This window comes from Archangium gephyra, assembly GCF_049060025.1.
GTDB lineage: Bacteria > Myxococcota > Myxococcia > Myxococcales > Myxococcaceae > Archangium > Archangium gephyra_A.
Window position 1 is genome coordinate 8,986,264 of the sequence record NZ_JBMEQQ010000002.1, and the last position, 16,274, is coordinate 9,002,537.

A 16,274-nucleotide genomic window follows, 5' to 3' on the forward strand; every position below is an offset into this window, starting at 1 on the left:
CTCCTCCGGACCGGGCCTGTCACCTCTATTGAAGGCCCTGCCAGGAGAAGGTGATTTCATTGTCGAGCGTCCCCACCTGCCTCCCGCTCACCCGCACGCCCGGCGTGCCCAGCACCTCGAAGAGGGCGAGCAGTGCGCCCTCATGGATGAGGGGGAGCATGAAGTCGTGCTTCGTGACGAGCAGCCCGCTCCGGAGCCCCGTCCACCTCACCGCGCACTCTCCGTAGCTCACCGCCGCCCGGTAGGCCGTGGGCAGGCTGTTGAGGAGGATCCGCGGATTGCCCTGCGTCACCGAGAGCAGCGCCTTGCCCATCGCCGAGGACAGGAAGGGCGGGGCCGCCATGTACCCGACCCGGCGCATCGCGGCCTCGAAGCTTCCCTGCTGCTCCTGCAGCAGCCACGCCGCCGTGTAGATGACCCGGAGATACGCGGTGACGGGGTAGTTGAAGAAGCTCGTGAAGCTCGTCTCTCCACCCGCCTCGAGGCAGCGCCTCACCGCGTCGTCTCCGAGGCCCCGCACGGCCGCCAGCGCGCCATTGAAGAAGAAGCCGCGCATGGTGTGCCCCGGCACCGCCAGGGCCAGCCTGCGCTCGAGGCTCCTGCCGCGAGCCGAAGTCGCTCTCCTCCACCGTGAAGGCCTTGCTGTTCATCCTCGCGCTCCTACCCGCCCGGACAGACGTGCCAGAGCCCCCAGGATGCTGGATGTGGAGGAGCGGGCAAATCCGCCCCCGGTGTTCCTGTTCACTGCGTCACGCCATGGCTGGCGCGTGGCTACGCCTCGTCCCAGAGGGCGGCGAGCTCCAGCTCCAGTGCCTCGAAGGGCTCGGCGCGCACCCGGGCCGTGCCGGTGTGGGTGGCCAGCGGCGAATAGTGCGCCCCCTCCAGCCGGAACACCTCCAACGTGCGCGCCTTCGGATCCACGAACCACACGTGCCGGACGCCCTCACGCGCGTACACGGGGAGCTTGGCCGTTCGGTCCAGCCTGGCTGTGGAGGGGGAGAGCACCTCACACACCCAGTCCGGCGCGAGCGTGAAGCCCACGATGTGCGGCATCTGCGGCATCCGATCCCTGCGCCAGCCCGCAAGGTCCGGCACCAGTACGTCCTGCCCCAGGTGCAGCTCCGGTTCATACAGGAGGATCCATCCGCCGGGGCCTCCCCGTCCCCGGTGGAATGCTCCTCCCAGCTCCATATGCAGCACGGAGGCCGCCATCGCGTGAGGACTCGCTGGCCGGGGACTGGCGTACAGCTCCCCGTCGATGAGCTCCCCCACCACGTGCTCCGGGAGGGCCTCCAGGTCGGCGTAGGTGGCTCGTTCACGTCCCATGGATTCCCTCGGTCCCTCGACGCCCGTCTCCGTTTCCATGGAGCCGGTCTAGCACCCCGGTCTGACGTGTCACGTCACCCGGAGCCATCTTCCCTGAGAAGTTGCCTCCGGAAGCAGCCCGCCGCAAGCGGCTACCCGGGGCCAGCCGCCGGAATTCCCACGGGTCCTCACGCGAGCCGCCTGTCTGCCCGCCCGCGAGCGCGCTGGGACGACGGTCTACGACTCCTCGGTGTCCTCGCCACTTCCGCGAGTCGCGGTGGGACGGCGGGCCGCGGGAGCCGGAGCGGCGGCGCGGCCCTTCGGAGGCGTGGCGCCAGCGGGAGCCCGTGCCTGCTTCGCCTGCGGCGCCGGGGCCTGCGCGGGCGCCACCTTCGTCGAGGAGGGCGAGCTCGTCTCCCGCGCCAGCCGTGGATCGTACTGGATGACGGTGGGCTCGCTGGCGAAGCGCTCCTCCTCCAGCTCCGAGGAGAACAGCTCCTTCATGAAGGCGGTGAGGTGGGCCGGGGTGCCCGGGAGCCGCTCGGCGAGCAGGAAGTCCTCGAGCGCGAGCTGGAGCTTCTCCGGCGCTCTGGAAGCGCTCCTCGCGCCTGCGGGCCAGCGCCTTCATCACCACGGCGTCCAGCGACCTGGGGATGCCGGGCACGGCCTCGGAGGGCGGAATCACCTTGGCGCCGACCACGGCCTTGAGGGTGGCCATGTCCGACTCACGCTTGAAGAGCCGCTGGCTGGTGAGCAGCTCGTAGAAGACGATGCCCAGGCCGTACACGTCCGAGCGGGCGTCGAGCTCCTCGTCGCGGGCCTGCTCCGGGGACATGTACGCGTGCTTGCCCTTGATGGTGCCCACCACCGTGTGGCTCAGCTTGTTGGACACCTTGGCCACGCCGAAGTCGATGAGCTTCACGTTGCCGTTGAAGCCCACCAGCACGTTCTGCGGCGACACGTCCCGGTGGATGAGGCCCAGCTTGCGGCCCGAGGGTGAGCGCGCCTGGTGCGCATGGTCCAACCCCGCGGCGGCGTCCGCGATGATGCGGCACTTGAGCCCCAGCGGCAGCCCGCCCTTGCGTTGGTTGGCGCGGGCGTTCACCTGGCTGACGGCCTCGCCCTGGACGTACTCCATGGCGATGTAGAGCACCCCGTCCACGTCCCCCAGCTCGTAGATTTGAGCGATGTTGGGGTGGTTGAGGATGCCGGCGATGCGGGCCTCATCCAGGAACATCTTGATGAAGTCCGTGTCCTCGGAGAGGTGGGGCAGCAGCCGCTTGACCACGAGCAGCTTCTGGAACCCCACGGGCCCCTTCTGCCGGGCCAGGAAGACCTGACCCATTCCGCCAGTCGCCAGTTTTCGGAGCAGCTCGTAACGGCCGAAGGTTTCCACGGGGGACCCCACCATAGCCCCCCCGGGGTCACGAGCGGAAGGGACCCCGTCCTCTTGACGGGGCCCCGGAATCCCCTCCGGACCTCAGGGGGCCGCGGGGGTCACCACGCAGGCGCTGCGGTAGCGGACCTCGATGGTCTGGCCCGTGGTGGGCACCGCGGCGGACCGGAAGACGATGGCGTTGCGCGCCGGATCATAGGTCCACTGGTCATCGGCCAGCCGCCGGCCCTGGACGCGCACGGACATCTCCTCCATGCCGTTGGGCGTGGCGCTCAGGGAGAAGTCCGCCTGGGGCTCGCCGGCGCGCTGCAGCAGCTTGTCCAGGAAGGGGCCGTAGTCGCCGGAGCAGATGGAGCCCACCGCGCCGCCGGTGCGCTGGGCCACGCTGGAGAAGCGCGGCCCGGGCCCGCCCGCGGTGCTGCAGCGCGTGTCGGTGGGCACCAGCGCGTAGAGCTGGGTGCGGTGCCCCATGCCGGTGCCCTTCACGGCCTGGAGGAACTGCACGTAGCTCTCCGGGTCGAAGCCCGAGTGGTCGTCCTCGTCGGACACCACCACCACCGCGAGCCGGGCCGTGGAGCGCAGGAAGCCCTGGTTGCCGTCGTTGGGCAGCGGGGTGCGCGGATCATCCGCGCTGGTGGCCAGGGGCGAGGAGAGCGCCTGGCGCATCGTCTCCAGGCCCTGCACCAGGTTGTGGCACAGCCCCACCTCGTCGATGTTGGCCTGCACCGTCGCCGCCGCCGTGGCCGCGGTGCTGGAGATGGCGCGGGAGCGCCGGCCATCCACCGGAGCGAGCCGTCCGGCCTCACCGCCCGCCGCCGGGCCGCCGCACACCCCGGCCCGGGCACCCAGGCCCGTGCTGGTGACGCCCAGGCGCAGGTCCACTCCCTCCTTGCGCGCGCGCTCCACCCACCCGGGCAGGGCCGCCTTCAGCCGATTCTGGAAGGTCTCCATGGTGGTGGTGTTGGACACCACGAAGAGGACGTCCAGTTGGCTGTCCGTGCCCTGGGTGAAGCGGTCCAGTTGCAGGCCCTCGTGGTTCGTCTCCGCCAGCAGCGGGACGAGCAGCGGCGCCGTCTCGTTCTCGGCGGACGCGAAGAAGGGCGTGTAGTGCTGGCCATGCACGTTGCGCGCGTAGGAGAACTCCACCTCCACGCCCTCGCCGGGCGCCAGCATGCGCGGCAGGGCCAGGGGCGTCACCAGGGAGAACTGGCCGCTGGTGCCCGCGCCGAGGCGCGCGTCGTCCATGACGACGGGCGCGGCGCACTGGTTGGAGATGAGCGTGCGCCGGGGCATGGCCGGGCAGTCGTAACGGATGGGCCCGAAGTCCACGAAGGACGGCGCGGCCACCAGGCAGCTCGCCTGCGACACGCCGCGGATGGGCAGCGTCACCGTGGGCGTCGCCGGGTTGTTCACCGTCAGCTTCAGCTCGCCCTGGAACTCGCCCGGCGCCTGGGGCCGGAAGGCGATCATCGCGCTGAAGGCCGAGTCGTACGGCACCACGCCGCCCGCCAGCTTGCCACCCGGCATGAAGAAGGCGCCTCCGCCGTCATTGGACAGGTGGATGTCCTTCACCGCGCACTCCTCGCGGCCGGGGTTGCGGAAGTAGAAGCCCAGCACGGCGCCACGGCCCGGCTCCACGTTGCCGAAGTCCAGCAGCGGCTGGGGCTGCAGCTCGAAGACGCAGGGGCCCGTGGCCCGCGCGCGGCCGGTGAGGATGATCTCCCGCTCGGGGTTGAACAGGTCATCCGAGACGAGCACCAGCGTGGCCGTCCAGGGCCCCTCGCCCGTGGGCTCGAAGTACACCGTCAGGTCCAGCCCATCCGCGCCGGGGGCGATGGGGATGTTGTCCGCGCCCAGCGCCGGCCAGGCCGTCCCCGCCATCCAGGGCTGGGGCACCTTGCCGCGCAGGGGCACGTCCACCGAGAAGTGCTCCGCGGCACCGGCACCCCGCACGCCCCGGAAGTACAGGTTGCCGGTGGTGCCGCCGTTGGACAGGCGGATCGTCCTGCCCACCTTGCCGCCCACGGGCAGCTCGCCGAAGTCCAGCGCCAGCGGGGCCACCGCCAGCCGGGGCCGGCCGCCGTTCGCATCGAGAATCACCTGCGTCTGGCGCGGCTTGTCCGACTCGTAGCCCACCGTCAGCATGGCCTTGGTGGGCCCGGAGGTGCGCGCCGCGAACTCCATGGGCAGCTCCACCACCTCGCCCGGCTTCACCTCCGTGGCGCGCACTTCCTTCAGCGGCGTGAAGGCCCGGTCATTGGTGGTCAGCCCCTGGAGGGTGACCGGCCGCCAGGTGATGTTGCGCGCCCGCGTGAAGGACTTCGTGCGCTCGTGCACGGGAATCAAATCGAAGGGCATCGGCGAGGGATCGAACACGAAGGCGCTCGCCACCGAGCGGCCCGCCAGCTCCGCCGTCGACGGAGTACAGGTGGCGCACGGCTTCACCTCCACCAGCGCGCGCATGTCCCCGAGCTCCGTCGGCAGGTAGCGCGTCTCCACCTGGTGCGTGCTGTGGGGCGGCACGGTGATGGTGTCGGTGCGGAAGGCGTCGGCCGCCGCGCCCTTCACCGTCACGGTGAGCGGCAGATCCACCGGGTTGGTGATGGTGAGGCGCAGCGTGCGCTCGCTGTCCACCTCCAGCGTCTCGAAGTCCAGCACGGGCGGATGGATGTCGATGGGCAGGGGCACGCCCTGGCCCGTCACCCGCACCGTGTGCTCACCGCCCGAGTTGGCGTCCGTGGTGACGTGGACGCGCTCCTCCACGGGACCCTCGGCGAGCGGGTGGAAGCGCACCCGCACCAACTTCTCCTCGCCGGGCAGGACCCGGCCCTCGCCCTCGAAGGAGACCTCGTAGGAGGGGTTCTTCTCGAGCCCCAGCGCCTCCAACGCATGGAAGGGCACGTAGCCCACGTTGCGCAGGCGCACGACCTTCTCGCGCCATTGCCCGACCGGCACCTCGCCGAAGTCGAGTGCGTCCGCGTCCACTGCCGCCGTGGCCAGCACCGAGCGGGTGTTCCCCGGCTCGTGGCATGCGGCCAGAAGCGCCGCCAGCAGCGACAGCCCGATGATCCGCCCACCCCTCAGCCCCGTCTTCATCGCCTGTTCTCGCCTCGCGCCCATCCGGCTGGGCCTCAATGCAAACGGGCGACCAACCCGATGTCGACTGGGAAGCCAGTGAAAACAGTGGGTTGGCCAGGGGTGTGGATGTGGGATACGAACGGAGGGAAGCGGCTTACCCTGAAGGGTGGAAGGAGTTTTCCCGGCTTGCCGGGGAGCGCCGGAGGGACTAGCGGGCGGGGGAGATGAACTGCACCAGGGCGCGCGCCACGGCCGCGGGCTGCTCCAGGTGGACGTGGTGCCCGCCGGGGATGATGGACGGGGGCCCCAGCCGCAGGGCGGCCATCCTCGGCAGGGCGCGCTCCTCCTCCAAGAGGAAGCCCTCGCGGCCGAGGATCAACTGCACGGGGCAGGTGACGGCGGAGGAGACGGCGAGCCACTGGGCATCGTCGTAGCCGAAGGCGAAGCGGCGGCGGTGCGCGGGATCAAAGGTGAAGACGAGGCCGCCGTCCACGGGCGTGGTGCCATGGCGGGCCAGGTGGAGCGCGACGCTCTCGGGCAGGGAGGGGGTGTACTCGCGCAGGCGGGCGGCGGCGGCCTCCACGCCGGGGTAGCGCTTGCGGTTGGGTGGGCGCTCCAGGTCATCGAGGAAGCCGCGCAGCCGGGGGAGCGCGTTTTCCGGAGGGCCTCCGGTGGGGCCGAGGCTTTCGATCAGGCTGAGGCTGAGGACGCGCCGGGGGCGGGCGGCGGCGTAGGCGGTGGCGACGATGCCGCCGAGCGAGTGGCCGACGAAGTGGGCCGATTCCAGTCCCGTGGCGCGCAGCACCGCCTCCACGTCCACCAGGTGCTCGGCGAACTGGTAGTGGGCGTGGCCCGGCTGGTGCGCGCTGCGGCCCATGCCGCGGAAGTCGAGCAGCACCAGTCGCCAGGAGTCCGGCAGGTGCTCGGCGACGAGGTCGAAGCTGTGGGAATGGTCCAGCCAGCCGTGGAGGAACACCACTGCGGGAGCGCCCCCGGGATTGCGCTGACGCGCGTGGAGGGCGAGGCCGTGGGCATCGGCTGTCAACGACTCGAAGGATGAAGGCAACGGCGGCTCCTTGCGGGCCGGGAAGACTACTCCGGCCGGTGCCGCATGACGCATCCGGCCGCCGTTGGCGACTGCGAGGACGGCTCAGGCCTGGAGCTGGACGGCCTCCATGGGCGCCGAGGCGGCGAGCAGCAGGGCGAGCTGCTTGGCCTGGCCCTCGGAAGTGCAGCGGTACTCCTGGACCTTCCCGTTCGCCTTCTCCAGGCGGAGGATCCAGACATCGGCTTCTTTCGACACGACGGAACGAACCTGCGACATGGCTGCCTCCTTGAGGGCTGCCTTCCCCCGCTCTCTTCCCAAGCATGCGGCATGCCGACCCCCTGCTTTCGGGGGACCACAAGGAATCCGGGGATTTAGCGCCTGCCTGCCCCTACGGGAGTGACAAATCTTGCGGGGGGTTGCGACAAAACGTGCGTGTAGGACTGCACCTTTTGCGTAGTGCCCGGGAGTGCCTGTCGAGGTTCTCGTTTTCTCACTTTTCAGAGGGAGTCGGCGGGGTCTGGCCACTCCCAGGCGGAGCGGTAGCCGGAGCCCTCCTGGGTGGACTCGATGAGGCGGGCGTAGAAGGGGTGGGCGCTGAGGGTGGCCGAATCTCCCACCACGAAGAGGTGCCTGCGGGCGCGGGTGATGGCGACGTTGATGCGGCGCAGATCGGTGAGGAAGCCGAGCTGGCCCTCGGAGTTGGAGCGGGTGAGGGAGACGAGGATGGCGTCCTTCTCGCGGCCCTGGAAGGCGTCGACGGTGTCCACCTCGATGTCGGGGGAGAGGGGCTCCACGCGCTCGCGCAGGGCGTGGGCCTGGGCGCGGTAGGGGGTGATGACGGCGAGCTCGCGGGGCTCCAGGCCGGCGCCGAGCAGCTCCTTCACGCGGGCGATGAGGAGGTCCGCCTCGCCGCGGTTGAAGAGGCTGCCGGTGTCCTTCTCCTGCTCCTCGTCGAAGCCCTTGCCGGCGGTGTCGAGGAAGAGGACGGGCGGGGCATCCAGGTTGCCGGCCTCCGGGGGCAGCACGTCCGCGAGGGTGCGGTCCGCCACGCTGGGGTGGGCGCGCAGCTCGCCGCCGTACATCTCCTTCGAGGGGAAGGACATGATGGCGGTGTTCATCCGGTACTGCTCGCGGAGCATGCGCTTGACGCCCTCGCCGTGGTCGGAGAGCAGGCGCTCGAAGAGGCTGACGGCGAGCCCCTGTTTCGCGGCTTCCTGGGAGAGGACGGTGGGCGGGAGCTGCTGGGGGTCTCCGGCGAGCACGACCTTGGGGGCGCGGAGGAAGCCGAGCAGGGTGAGGGGCTCGGTGGCCTGGGTGGCCTCGTCGAGCAGGGCGAGGTCGAACTCCTCGTGGGAGAGGATGCCGGACTCGAGGCTGGCGAGCGTGACGCAGACGACCTGGGCACGCTCGAGGACGGCGCGCAGGGCCTTGCGCTCGAGGGCGCGGGCCTCGCTGAGGAGGCTCTTGGCCTCGGTGGTGGAGGCGCGGGCGTTGGCGAAGCGCGCGCTGCTGCGGCCCTGATTGCGCTGGCGGCGGGCATAGCCGAGCAGGGAGAAGGCCTCGTCGAAGAGCTCGCGGGAGAGGACGCGGTCGGGGTGCTCCTCCACCACGATGTCGAGGGTGTGCTCCTGGAGGCGGGGCGTGACGCGGGCGGGGTGGCCGACGCGGATGGTGCGCAGGCCCTTGTCGAGACAGAGGTCGGTGAGGTGGTCGACGGCGGCGTTGCTGGCGGCGGTGCACAGCAGACGTTGGCCCTGGGCGACGGCCTGGGCGGCGACCTCGGCGAGCACGGTGCTCTTGCCGGTGCCGGGAGGGCCGTGGACGAGGAAGAAGTCCTCGGCGGCGAGGGCCCGGGAGACGGCCTCGTGCTGCTCGGGGTTGAGGGGGCGGGTGGGGGTGAATTCGCGGAGGTTGTCGAAGCGGGGAGGCTCGTTGCCCAGGAGCACCTCGCGCTTGCGGCGGGCGGCGCCCTTGTCGAGCGCCTTGACGCGCTGGAGGCCGGCGCGGACACGCTCGTAGGTGACGTCGTTGGGGACGCGGTCGAGGCGGAGGAGGCCCTCGTGGACGAAGGGAGGGGGCTCGCGGTCGAAGGCGAGGGTGACGCGGGTGGCGGTGGCGCGGGAGACGAGGGCGCGAGCGGGCTCCTTGATTTCGGAGCGGCGGGGGAAGACGGCGACCTGGTCACCGTTGTCGAGGCGTGCGGGGAAGCGGGCCCTATCCTTGCGGGCGAGGGTGACGAGGACGCGGCCACCGAGGCCGACCTCTTCCTCGATGCTCTCCAGGTCGAGGAAGGAGAGGCCCTGCTCGGCGCGCTGCTGGAGGGACATGCCCTCGGCGAGGGCTTCCATACGGGCGCGCTCGGCCTCGCGCTCGAGGGCGAGGAGGCGGCCAAGGGAGTCGAAGAAGGAGGCGTCGCGAGCCATGGGGGAAGGTTTATGCCACGCGCGGGGTGCCTGCATGGGAGTCCACGAAACCAGGGCGCTCAGCAGGGCAAGCGTGCTCCACCGGACGGGAAGTGCCGCTTGTCCACAACATCAGAGCGTGAGTAGATTTCTACTCACTTGGACAAAGGTGTGCCATGTCCCGCTTCCAGGCCCAGACCAACTCGGTCCTCGATCAGGAACTCGAAGAACTCCGGCAGCGGCTTGGGCTCGCTCCGAGCCAGAAGGCGGATCTCCTGCGCGAAGTGGCCTCTCTGGCCGCATGGGTCGTCCGGCAGGCGGAAGCGGGGCGCAGCGTGGAGGCCCGGCGAGGCACCGAGGTCGAGATCCTCTCCCATCCCGTCATCGAGCGGCTGCGCGCGAGCCATGAGACGCCGGTGGTTCCTCACCTCACCCTGTCCGGCGCCGAAGTGGAGCGGCTGGCTCATCTCCTCGACCGCGGGTTCTCGCCGACGCCCGCACTGCGAGCCGTGCTCCAACGCCTCGCCAACCCGAAGCGCCGTCCACCGAAGCTTCGTTGGAAGAAGACGGCGTGACCGATGGGCCTCCGCGTCGAGCCTCTCGGGCGCCGGCACCGCACGCTGCTCAAGGGCTTCCAGAATCAGCACGCCTCCCTCGTCGAGTACCTGCAGCGCGATGCGCTCCGGCACCTGGAGAAGGACCTGTTGGCGAGAACCTATGTGGCCATTGATGAGGGCCAGGAGGGGCTGCGTCTCGCGGGCTACTTCAGTCTCTCGACAGTGAGCGTGGAGCGGGGCGCAGGATTCCCCATTCCCGGGGTGCTGCTCGCGCGGCTCGCCGTGGATCAACGGGTCCAAGGTCAGGGACTGGGGCGCTTCCTTTTCGAGGAAGCATTGGGCCTGACCCTCCAGCTCGCACAATCGGGTCCCGTTGCGTTCCGCCTCTTCTTCACCGATGCCACCGAGGAGCAGGCGGCTTGCTTTTACGAGCAGTTCGGCTTCACGCGCCTGGCCGACGAGTACCCCTGCCGCATGGTGCTCGACCTGCTGCCTCTGCTCACCACAGCCAACACGACATAGTTCCAGCCTCGGCAACCGCGGCAGTCCGTCCTGGAACCTGCCAGCACCTGACTTCAGCTCAAGGGGGGAGGTCCTGGCCGCGATCGAGAGCAACTGGTCCGATTGTTGGACCAGCCGGCACGACGCGCGGCCGGAAGGCGCCCCACTGGCTCCTCTTGCCGACGGCGGCACGTCGAACTGCTGCGCCTACTCGGTGATGACCCGGGGCCGGAACTTGTTGTCGGGGCCCTGGATGTAGGTGAACACGATGGGGAAGTTGAGCACGGCGGCATGGGGACTCCGGTCCACCTTGGCGGGGTCCACCAGGGCGCCCTTTTGCGGAATGGCCGCCCACGTCGACACCCCGAAGCGGTTCCTGCTGTCGTTCAGGGCCGCGCCGCAGAAGGGCACGGGCGGGCCCTCGGGCGTGGGATGGAGCCGGTCGAAGTAGATGTAGACCCGATCCGGGAAAACCTTCGCCTCACCCGTCACCTTGAAGAAGTCCTCATCGTTCAAGATGAGCTCGCCCTCCACCGGCCCGCTCTTGACGTTGACCGTATTGCAGAAGTCCCCTGGCCCCGCGCACGTCACGTTCACCAGATTGACTTCCATGATGGACTTGAGGCCCAGCCGGCTGGCTGTCTGGCGGGCCTCGGGCGGGCACTGCGCGAGGAGGGGTTCCATCTCGGGGCGGATGGGCGCGCTCGCGCATGCCAGCAGGTTCGCGGCGGCACAGGCACCCAGCCACGTGCACAGGCCGCTTGCGGGGTTGGGCTTCGAGGAGGTGTCGTCGGCGTTGCTGGGGCGGGACAAGAGATGGCTTCCTTTCTCGGTGGAGCCCGCGCCAGAGCACGCCAGCTCGAAGGCAGACATGCACCCCACGCGGACCAGGCTCCACCCTACTCCGAGCACCCCCGCGGTGACGGCGAGCACCAGGAGCGGCCCCCACCGGCGCCCCGGCTCCTTCCGTGCGTCCTCCGCCTGCCGGGGCGGAGAGGACGCCTCCGGGGCCACTTCCTCCGCTGAAGGGACGGGAGGCTCCTCTTCCCGGGCAGCAAAGGCATACGGGCACTTCCAGTGCTCCGAGTCGCCCTCCGCCTCCAGCATCCGCGTCAGCTCCTCGTGGACGGCCCAGGCACTCGCGGGGCGCTGCTCCGGCTTCTTCGCCAGCAGCCGCATCGTCAGGTCATTGAGACCTCGCGGTACACGCGGGTCGATCAGAATGGGCTCCTTCGGAACAACCTCCTCGATGGCGAGCAGCAGCTGCGCCTGCGGCAGCCGGGGGCTGAAGGGATGACAGTCGGTGAGTGCCTCGTAGAGCAGGGCCCCCAGGCCGTAGAGGTCCATCGCGGGGGCCGCGGGGAGACGCACTCCCTGCTCCCACTCGCCGTTGATGAGAAAGGTGGCGCACTCGGGAGGCAGGTTGTGGAACGTGGTCGGCGGCAACACCTGCGTCAGCGTGTAGGCCCCGGGTAGGAAGGCCGAGCCGAAGTCGGTGAGGAAGAGCTTCTCGTCCCCCTCCCGGATGAGGAGGTTGTCTGCCTTGAGGTCCCGGTGCACCACGCCGCGCTCGTGCAGCTCCGCGAGCACCCGTGCCGCCTCGGCCGCCTCTTCCGCCAAGCGGCGCAGTGGGGCCTGTGTCTTCCAGCGCCATGGGTTGAAGGTGCACCCGGGGATGTACTCGGTGACAACGAAGAAGTAGCCCGAGTCCACGTCCGGCCAGCGTCCCGTCTCGTATACCTTTGGCAGATGGGGATGCTGGAAGTGTCCCAGCGCCACCGCTTCGCGGACGGCCCGCTCGTCCACGCGCGCCTCGTCCTCGGCACTCGGCGGCCGCGCCGCCAGCTTCATCGAGAAGGGGCGGCCTGCGTGCTCCACCAGGAGGACGGTGGAGAAGCCGCCGGAGCCCAGACGGCGGACCACCCGGTAGTGACGCACGCGATGGCCCGGCCGGAGCTGGTCCGGGTGGAGGGGGCGCTTCATGGAGACACCTTCAGACCCTCGAGGCGCAACGTCCGGGGGCCGTCCTCCTCCAGGGTCAGCCCCACGCATCCGGCCCCCTCTGGCAGTGGCGTAGTGAAGGTGTGGACCTGATACCGCCCGAAAGCACCCGAGGTGATGCGTACGGGGAGCCCCTCACCCTGGGGGCACCCGGCCTCCAGCCGGACCCGAACGAGCCGCCAGGGCCTGGCGTGACGGCGGTCGGCCTGGAGGGTGAGCGTCACGAAGAGATGCCCCTCTACCTGGAGGGCGGACTCAACCCAGGCCCGGAGGTTGCCGGCCTGCAGCGTGGCTCCTTCCGTGCCCGGAATACGGAGCGACAGCCTGGGATTATCGCCTCCCGGTGCATGGCTCGCGAGCAGCTTGCGGGCGACCGCGTCCACCTCGTCCCCGTCCGCCACCGGCTCGGGATGCACGCGCGCACGGGACACCCACGCTTCCGCGTCCACCACCTCCTTCCGGGTGACGAGCGCCAGCGTCAGTGTGACGGGCTCGCCGGCCTCCGTGTGTCCCGTCACCGGCAGCAGCAGGCGTTCCCCCTCCGGCAGGTCCTTCACGGGGGAGACCACCAGGGAGCGCTCTCCGAACGGAGCCACCTCGACGCGCCCCTGCCACTCGGGCCCCGGCGGCGCGCGTGGCTCCACGAGGTCCACGAAGCGCACCCGGGTGACCGTGCCCGCGTCCACGTACAGCACCGGAGGCGCCTCCGGCCGCCCCGCGACGAGCACCGTGCCGCGCCGCGACTCGCGCCCGGTGGCCCGCGCTGGTATCGCGGCGGTGGTGGTGACGAGAAGGAGCCAGGGCAGAGCGGTCCAGGGGCGAGGGCGCAAGGGGCCTCCGGGGAGAGGCTCGCACCGTAGAGGCTCCCGCCTGCGCGGACAAGGACTGCTCAACCGGAGCGGTCACCCCGGAGCAGGTAACTTGACGAATCCTCTACCAGGAGGAACTGGCGCCGCCGCCGCCGAAGCCACCGCCTCCTCCACCCCAGCTCGAGCTGGAGCTGGACGAACCGCCCGACGAAGACGACGAGGACCTCAAGGTGGAGGACGAGCCGCGCAACGTGAACGTGTACCGTTGAGAGGGTGAGCTCCCAAAGGACTTGCTCGCCGCGCTTCCACCCACCAGGTAGACGGCCCATCCGAGGAGCATGTTGAAGAAGTTCTCGAAAGAGCCGAGCATCACGACGCCACCCGCGGCCAGGGACGCGAGGAAGGCATCGGTGAACGCGAACGTGTCGTGCGCGTAACCCTGGCTCGCCGCGTACCTGCTCCCCATGAGAGGACCGATGATCAACGCGATGCCCACGCGTGCATATCCTCCCTGGAAGAGCAGGTGCCTGCCGGCGATGAGCGACCCGCAGACCAGACAGAACGAGAACAGGAGGACCACGGTCGTCTCCCCCATGCCCCACGCGGCGTAGACGGCGTAGCCCAGGGCCAGGAGTGCACCACCCCGCGAGAGCACCAGGGGCGTCCGCTCCCCCCACCAGAGGCGCAAGCCGGGATGATGAGCGACGCAGACCCATACGAACAGGAGGGCTGCCGCCCACAGCATCAGGTAGAAGGCCTGAATCCGCTGATAGTCGTTCCTGGGCTGGGCCGGAGGGACGAAGACCGCTTCGGACGGCTGCTCGGCGGCGGCCATGCCGGACGGCTGCTCGGCGGCGGCCACGTCGGACGGGGGCGCGGCGGAGGCCGCTCCGGGCAGACGCCCGCGAATGCCCTGGATGATGTGGAGGATGGCACCGGCGTAGGCCCGCTGGCGCATGAGCGGCAATTGCGCATCGAGCAGCCGGCGCACGGCGCCATCCGGCAGGTGCTCCTCCAGCCCGTAGCCCACGTCCAGGCGCATGCGCCGGTCGTCCACCGCGAGCACGAAGAGCAGGCCGTTGTCCTCCCCGGCCTGGCCTCCCCTCCACGCCTGGGCGGCCCGCATGGCGTAGTCCTCGATGGGTTCGCCCCCGGTGGTGCCCACCACCAGCACCGCCATCTGCACCCCCGTGTCGTTTCGCAGGCGCACCAGCTCCTGTGACACGCGCTCCGTGTCCACGGCGGACAGCAGGCCTCGTGGGTCGGTGACGGGCCGGGTGATGGTGGGCACGGCACCCAGCAACAGCGTGGGCAGCAACAGGGCCAGGGCGTACGCCTTCACCATGTGGAGAACTCCGTGGAGGGCGGGACGGTATTGCTCAATCGCTCCAGGTTCTTCCACGGCCAGTCCATGCGCCGGAGGATAGACACGTCCGGAGCCGGGGAAAACTCACGGGCAGTGAGTGCTTCCAGGGAGTCTGCAAGCCCAGCCGCTCGGAGCCGCACTCACACACTTCAGCTCGTTCATCCGCTCGACAGGGTATCTCTGATGTCAGTGGGTAAACACGAGAAAGTATGAAATCCATGGAAATGACCCCGCTGCATCCTGGATAGTGCCCGGGCAGTCCTTCCCCCCAGGAGCATGTCTTGTCGTCCAGACTCTGTGCGTTCGTCCTCCCCCTGCTGATCGCCACCTCCGCCGCGGCGCAGACCCCGGTCATCTCCTTTCCGGTGAGCGGCCCCTCTACGGTCACCGGCACGCTGCGCGCCGGCCAGCCCCTCACCATCCAGTACGCGCTCGACCGGCTGAAGACGTGCCGCGCGACGTACAGCAGCATGGACACGTGGTTCATCACCGTCGAGTACCGCTTCGACTACGGCGCCTTCCAGAGCGCCTACGTGACCACCCAGCACACGTACAGGCGCGAGCCGGTGCCGGTCACCGTCACGGCGCCGGTGGGGGCCCGCACCCTCGAGATGCGGTTCAAGAACTGGGACCGTGGGAGCTGCGTCGCCTACGACCCGAGCTCCTGGCCCATCTACACGTTCACGCTCCAGCAGTAGTCCGCCGCGAGAGCAACGGGCTCCGGCGTCTCCGGGCGCCGGGGCTCTACGTGCGGCAGCGCTCCAGCAGGGTACCCGCCCAGGTGAGGCCGCTGCCCACCACCGCGAGCGCCACCGCGTCCCCCACCTGAGGGTCGTCCCAATGCTCCGACAGCACGGTCGGCGCGCCCGAGGCCCCACAGTTGCCTCGGTGCACCACGTTGTGGAAGTGGCGTGAGCCGGACACCTCGGTGCGCCGTTGCACCGACTCCAGCATGCGCAGGTTGGCCTGGTGCCCGATGAGGCTCAGTCCGTCCGGGGTGCGTCCCGGGGCCGCCGCGAGGTAGTGCGTGCGCAGCGCGAGGAAGGTCTCGCTGGCGCGCTTGATGGCGAAGGTCTGCACCGCGGCGCCCTGTTGGGTGAAGTGGCCGGCGCGCGGCACCTTCACCTTGTCCGCGCCCGAGGGACTCCCGCCGAGCAGTGTCTGCGTGATGCGCCAGGGGCCGGGGATGCGCGGGCTGAGCAGCGCGGCGCTGGTGCCATCGCCCCACAGCACGCAGCTGGAGCGGTCCGAGTAGTCCACCACGCGGGTGGAGTTCTCCGGGTTCACCACGAGGATGAAGTCCGGCAGGCGCTCCGGCCGCATTCCGGCGAGGAAGTGGAGCTGGGCGCAGAAGGAAGAGCAGGCGGCGTTGAGGTCCAACGCGGGGGCGTCGATGCCCAGCGCCTCGGCGATGCGGCAGGCCTCGGCGGGAATGCACTCGTCGGGCGAGCAGCCACCGGCCACCACCATCCCCACGTCCTTCACGCCGAGCCCCGCGCGCTGGAGGGCCATCAGCGCCGCGCGCTTGCCCGTCTCCGCGTTGGAGTACAGCGCGGCCTCCAGGGCGCCACGCACGTCACGGTTGTGTGTCTCGCGGATGTAGTCGAGCGGCAGCACCGTGTGCCGGGTGCGGATGCCCACCCGCTCGACGATCCACGTGTCGTCCGTCTCCAGGCCGATGTCCTGGAGGAACGCGTTGGTGATGAGGTTCTCCGGGTGGAAGTGTCCGAGCGCGTGGAGGAACATGCGGACTGTCTACCCGCGCCACGTCATCGCTCTGCCACGGCCCCGCGAATTTCCCGCGAGGGCCC

The 16,274-nt window shown here is 70.1% G+C and carries 14 protein-coding genes; 3 read left to right on the forward strand and 11 right to left on the reverse strand.

Going from position 1 to position 16,274, the window contains the following annotated elements; translation table 11 throughout:
* Window positions 1-25: 25 nt before the first annotated feature.
* From ACN28I_RS39255 to ACN28I_RS39285, 7 genes are all read right to left on the reverse strand, one after another.
* Window positions 26-571, reverse strand: a complete 546-nt coding sequence (locus tag ACN28I_RS39255) for a TIGR02265 family protein (RefSeq protein WP_420947000.1) — start codon at window positions 569-571, stop codon at window positions 26-28.
* A 200-nt stretch (window positions 572-771) separates the two neighbouring features.
* The gene (locus ACN28I_RS39260) at window positions 772-1,326 is read right to left on the reverse strand and encodes a Uma2 family endonuclease (RefSeq protein ID WP_420947001.1); all 555 of its coding nucleotides are present in this window, start codon (window positions 1,324-1,326) and stop codon (window positions 772-774) included.
* Entirely contained in the window at window positions 1,316-2,650 is a 1,335-nt protein-coding gene (locus ACN28I_RS39265; RefSeq protein WP_420947002.1) for a serine/threonine-protein kinase, read from the reverse strand. Before ACN28I_RS39265 ends, ACN28I_RS39260 begins: the two co-directional genes overlap by 11 nt.
* Window positions 2,651-2,785: 135 nt before the next feature.
* Window positions 2,786-5,797 carry a hypothetical protein gene (locus ACN28I_RS39270; protein WP_420948802.1) on the reverse strand — a complete coding sequence of 1,004 codons (3,012 nt, stop codon included), beginning with the start codon at window positions 5,795-5,797 and terminating at the stop codon, window positions 2,786-2,788.
* 190 nt (window positions 5,798-5,987) lie between these two features.
* Complete coding sequence (locus ACN28I_RS39275; protein WP_420947003.1) at window positions 5,988-6,845, reverse strand: alpha/beta fold hydrolase; 858 nt, start codon at window positions 6,843-6,845, stop codon at window positions 5,988-5,990.
* 84 nt (window positions 6,846-6,929) lie between these two features.
* Window positions 6,930-7,103 carry a hypothetical protein gene (locus ACN28I_RS39280; protein WP_420947004.1) on the reverse strand — a complete coding sequence of 58 codons (174 nt, stop codon included), beginning with the start codon at window positions 7,101-7,103 and terminating at the stop codon, window positions 6,930-6,932.
* 221 nt (window positions 7,104-7,324) lie between these two features.
* Window positions 7,325-9,250, reverse strand: coding sequence for an AAA domain-containing protein (locus tag ACN28I_RS39285; protein ID WP_420947005.1), 1,926 nt, complete (start codon window positions 9,248-9,250; stop codon window positions 7,325-7,327).
* 155 nt (window positions 9,251-9,405) lie between these two features.
* Between ACN28I_RS39285 and ACN28I_RS39290 the strand changes: the two genes are divergently transcribed.
* Window positions 9,406-9,804, forward strand: coding sequence for a hypothetical protein (locus ACN28I_RS39290; RefSeq protein WP_420947006.1), 399 nt, complete (start codon window positions 9,406-9,408; stop codon window positions 9,802-9,804).
* Window positions 9,805-9,807: 3 nt separating this feature from the next.
* Entirely contained in the window at window positions 9,808-10,308 is a 501-nt protein-coding gene (locus ACN28I_RS39295) for a GNAT family N-acetyltransferase (protein WP_420947007.1), read from the forward strand.
* Between the two features lie 186 nt (window positions 10,309-10,494).
* Here ACN28I_RS39295 and ACN28I_RS39300 read toward each other — a convergent pair whose 3' ends face one another.
* The 3 genes from ACN28I_RS39300 to ACN28I_RS39310 all read right to left on the reverse strand — a co-directional run bounded on the left by ACN28I_RS39300 (window position 10,495) and on the right by ACN28I_RS39310 (window position 14,442).
* Window positions 10,495-12,270, reverse strand: coding sequence for a serine/threonine protein kinase (locus tag ACN28I_RS39300; protein WP_420947008.1), 1,776 nt, complete (start codon window positions 12,268-12,270; stop codon window positions 10,495-10,497).
* Window positions 12,267-13,118, reverse strand: coding sequence for a DUF2381 family protein (locus tag ACN28I_RS39305; protein ID WP_420947009.1), 852 nt, complete (start codon window positions 13,116-13,118; stop codon window positions 12,267-12,269). Before ACN28I_RS39305 ends, ACN28I_RS39300 begins: the two co-directional genes overlap by 4 nt.
* A gap of 103 nt (window positions 13,119-13,221) precedes the next feature.
* On the reverse strand, window positions 13,222-14,442 hold the full coding sequence (locus ACN28I_RS39310) for a TPM domain-containing protein (RefSeq protein ID WP_420947010.1): 1,221 nt from the start codon (window positions 14,440-14,442) through the stop codon (window positions 13,222-13,224).
* 302 nt (window positions 14,443-14,744) lie between these two features.
* Here ACN28I_RS39310 and ACN28I_RS39315 point away from each other — a divergent pair, with 302 nt between their 5' ends.
* Window positions 14,745-15,161: a DUF6209 family protein gene (locus ACN28I_RS39315; RefSeq protein WP_420947011.1), complete on the forward strand. Its 417-nt coding sequence runs from the start codon at window positions 14,745-14,747 to the stop codon at window positions 15,159-15,161.
* Window positions 15,162-15,207: 46 nt separating this feature from the next.
* Here ACN28I_RS39315 and ACN28I_RS39320 read toward each other — a convergent pair whose 3' ends face one another.
* Window positions 15,208-16,209: a 3-oxoacyl-ACP synthase III family protein gene (locus ACN28I_RS39320; RefSeq protein WP_420947012.1), complete on the reverse strand. Its 1,002-nt coding sequence runs from the start codon at window positions 16,207-16,209 to the stop codon at window positions 15,208-15,210.
* Between the last annotated feature and the right edge of the window lie 65 nt (window positions 16,210-16,274).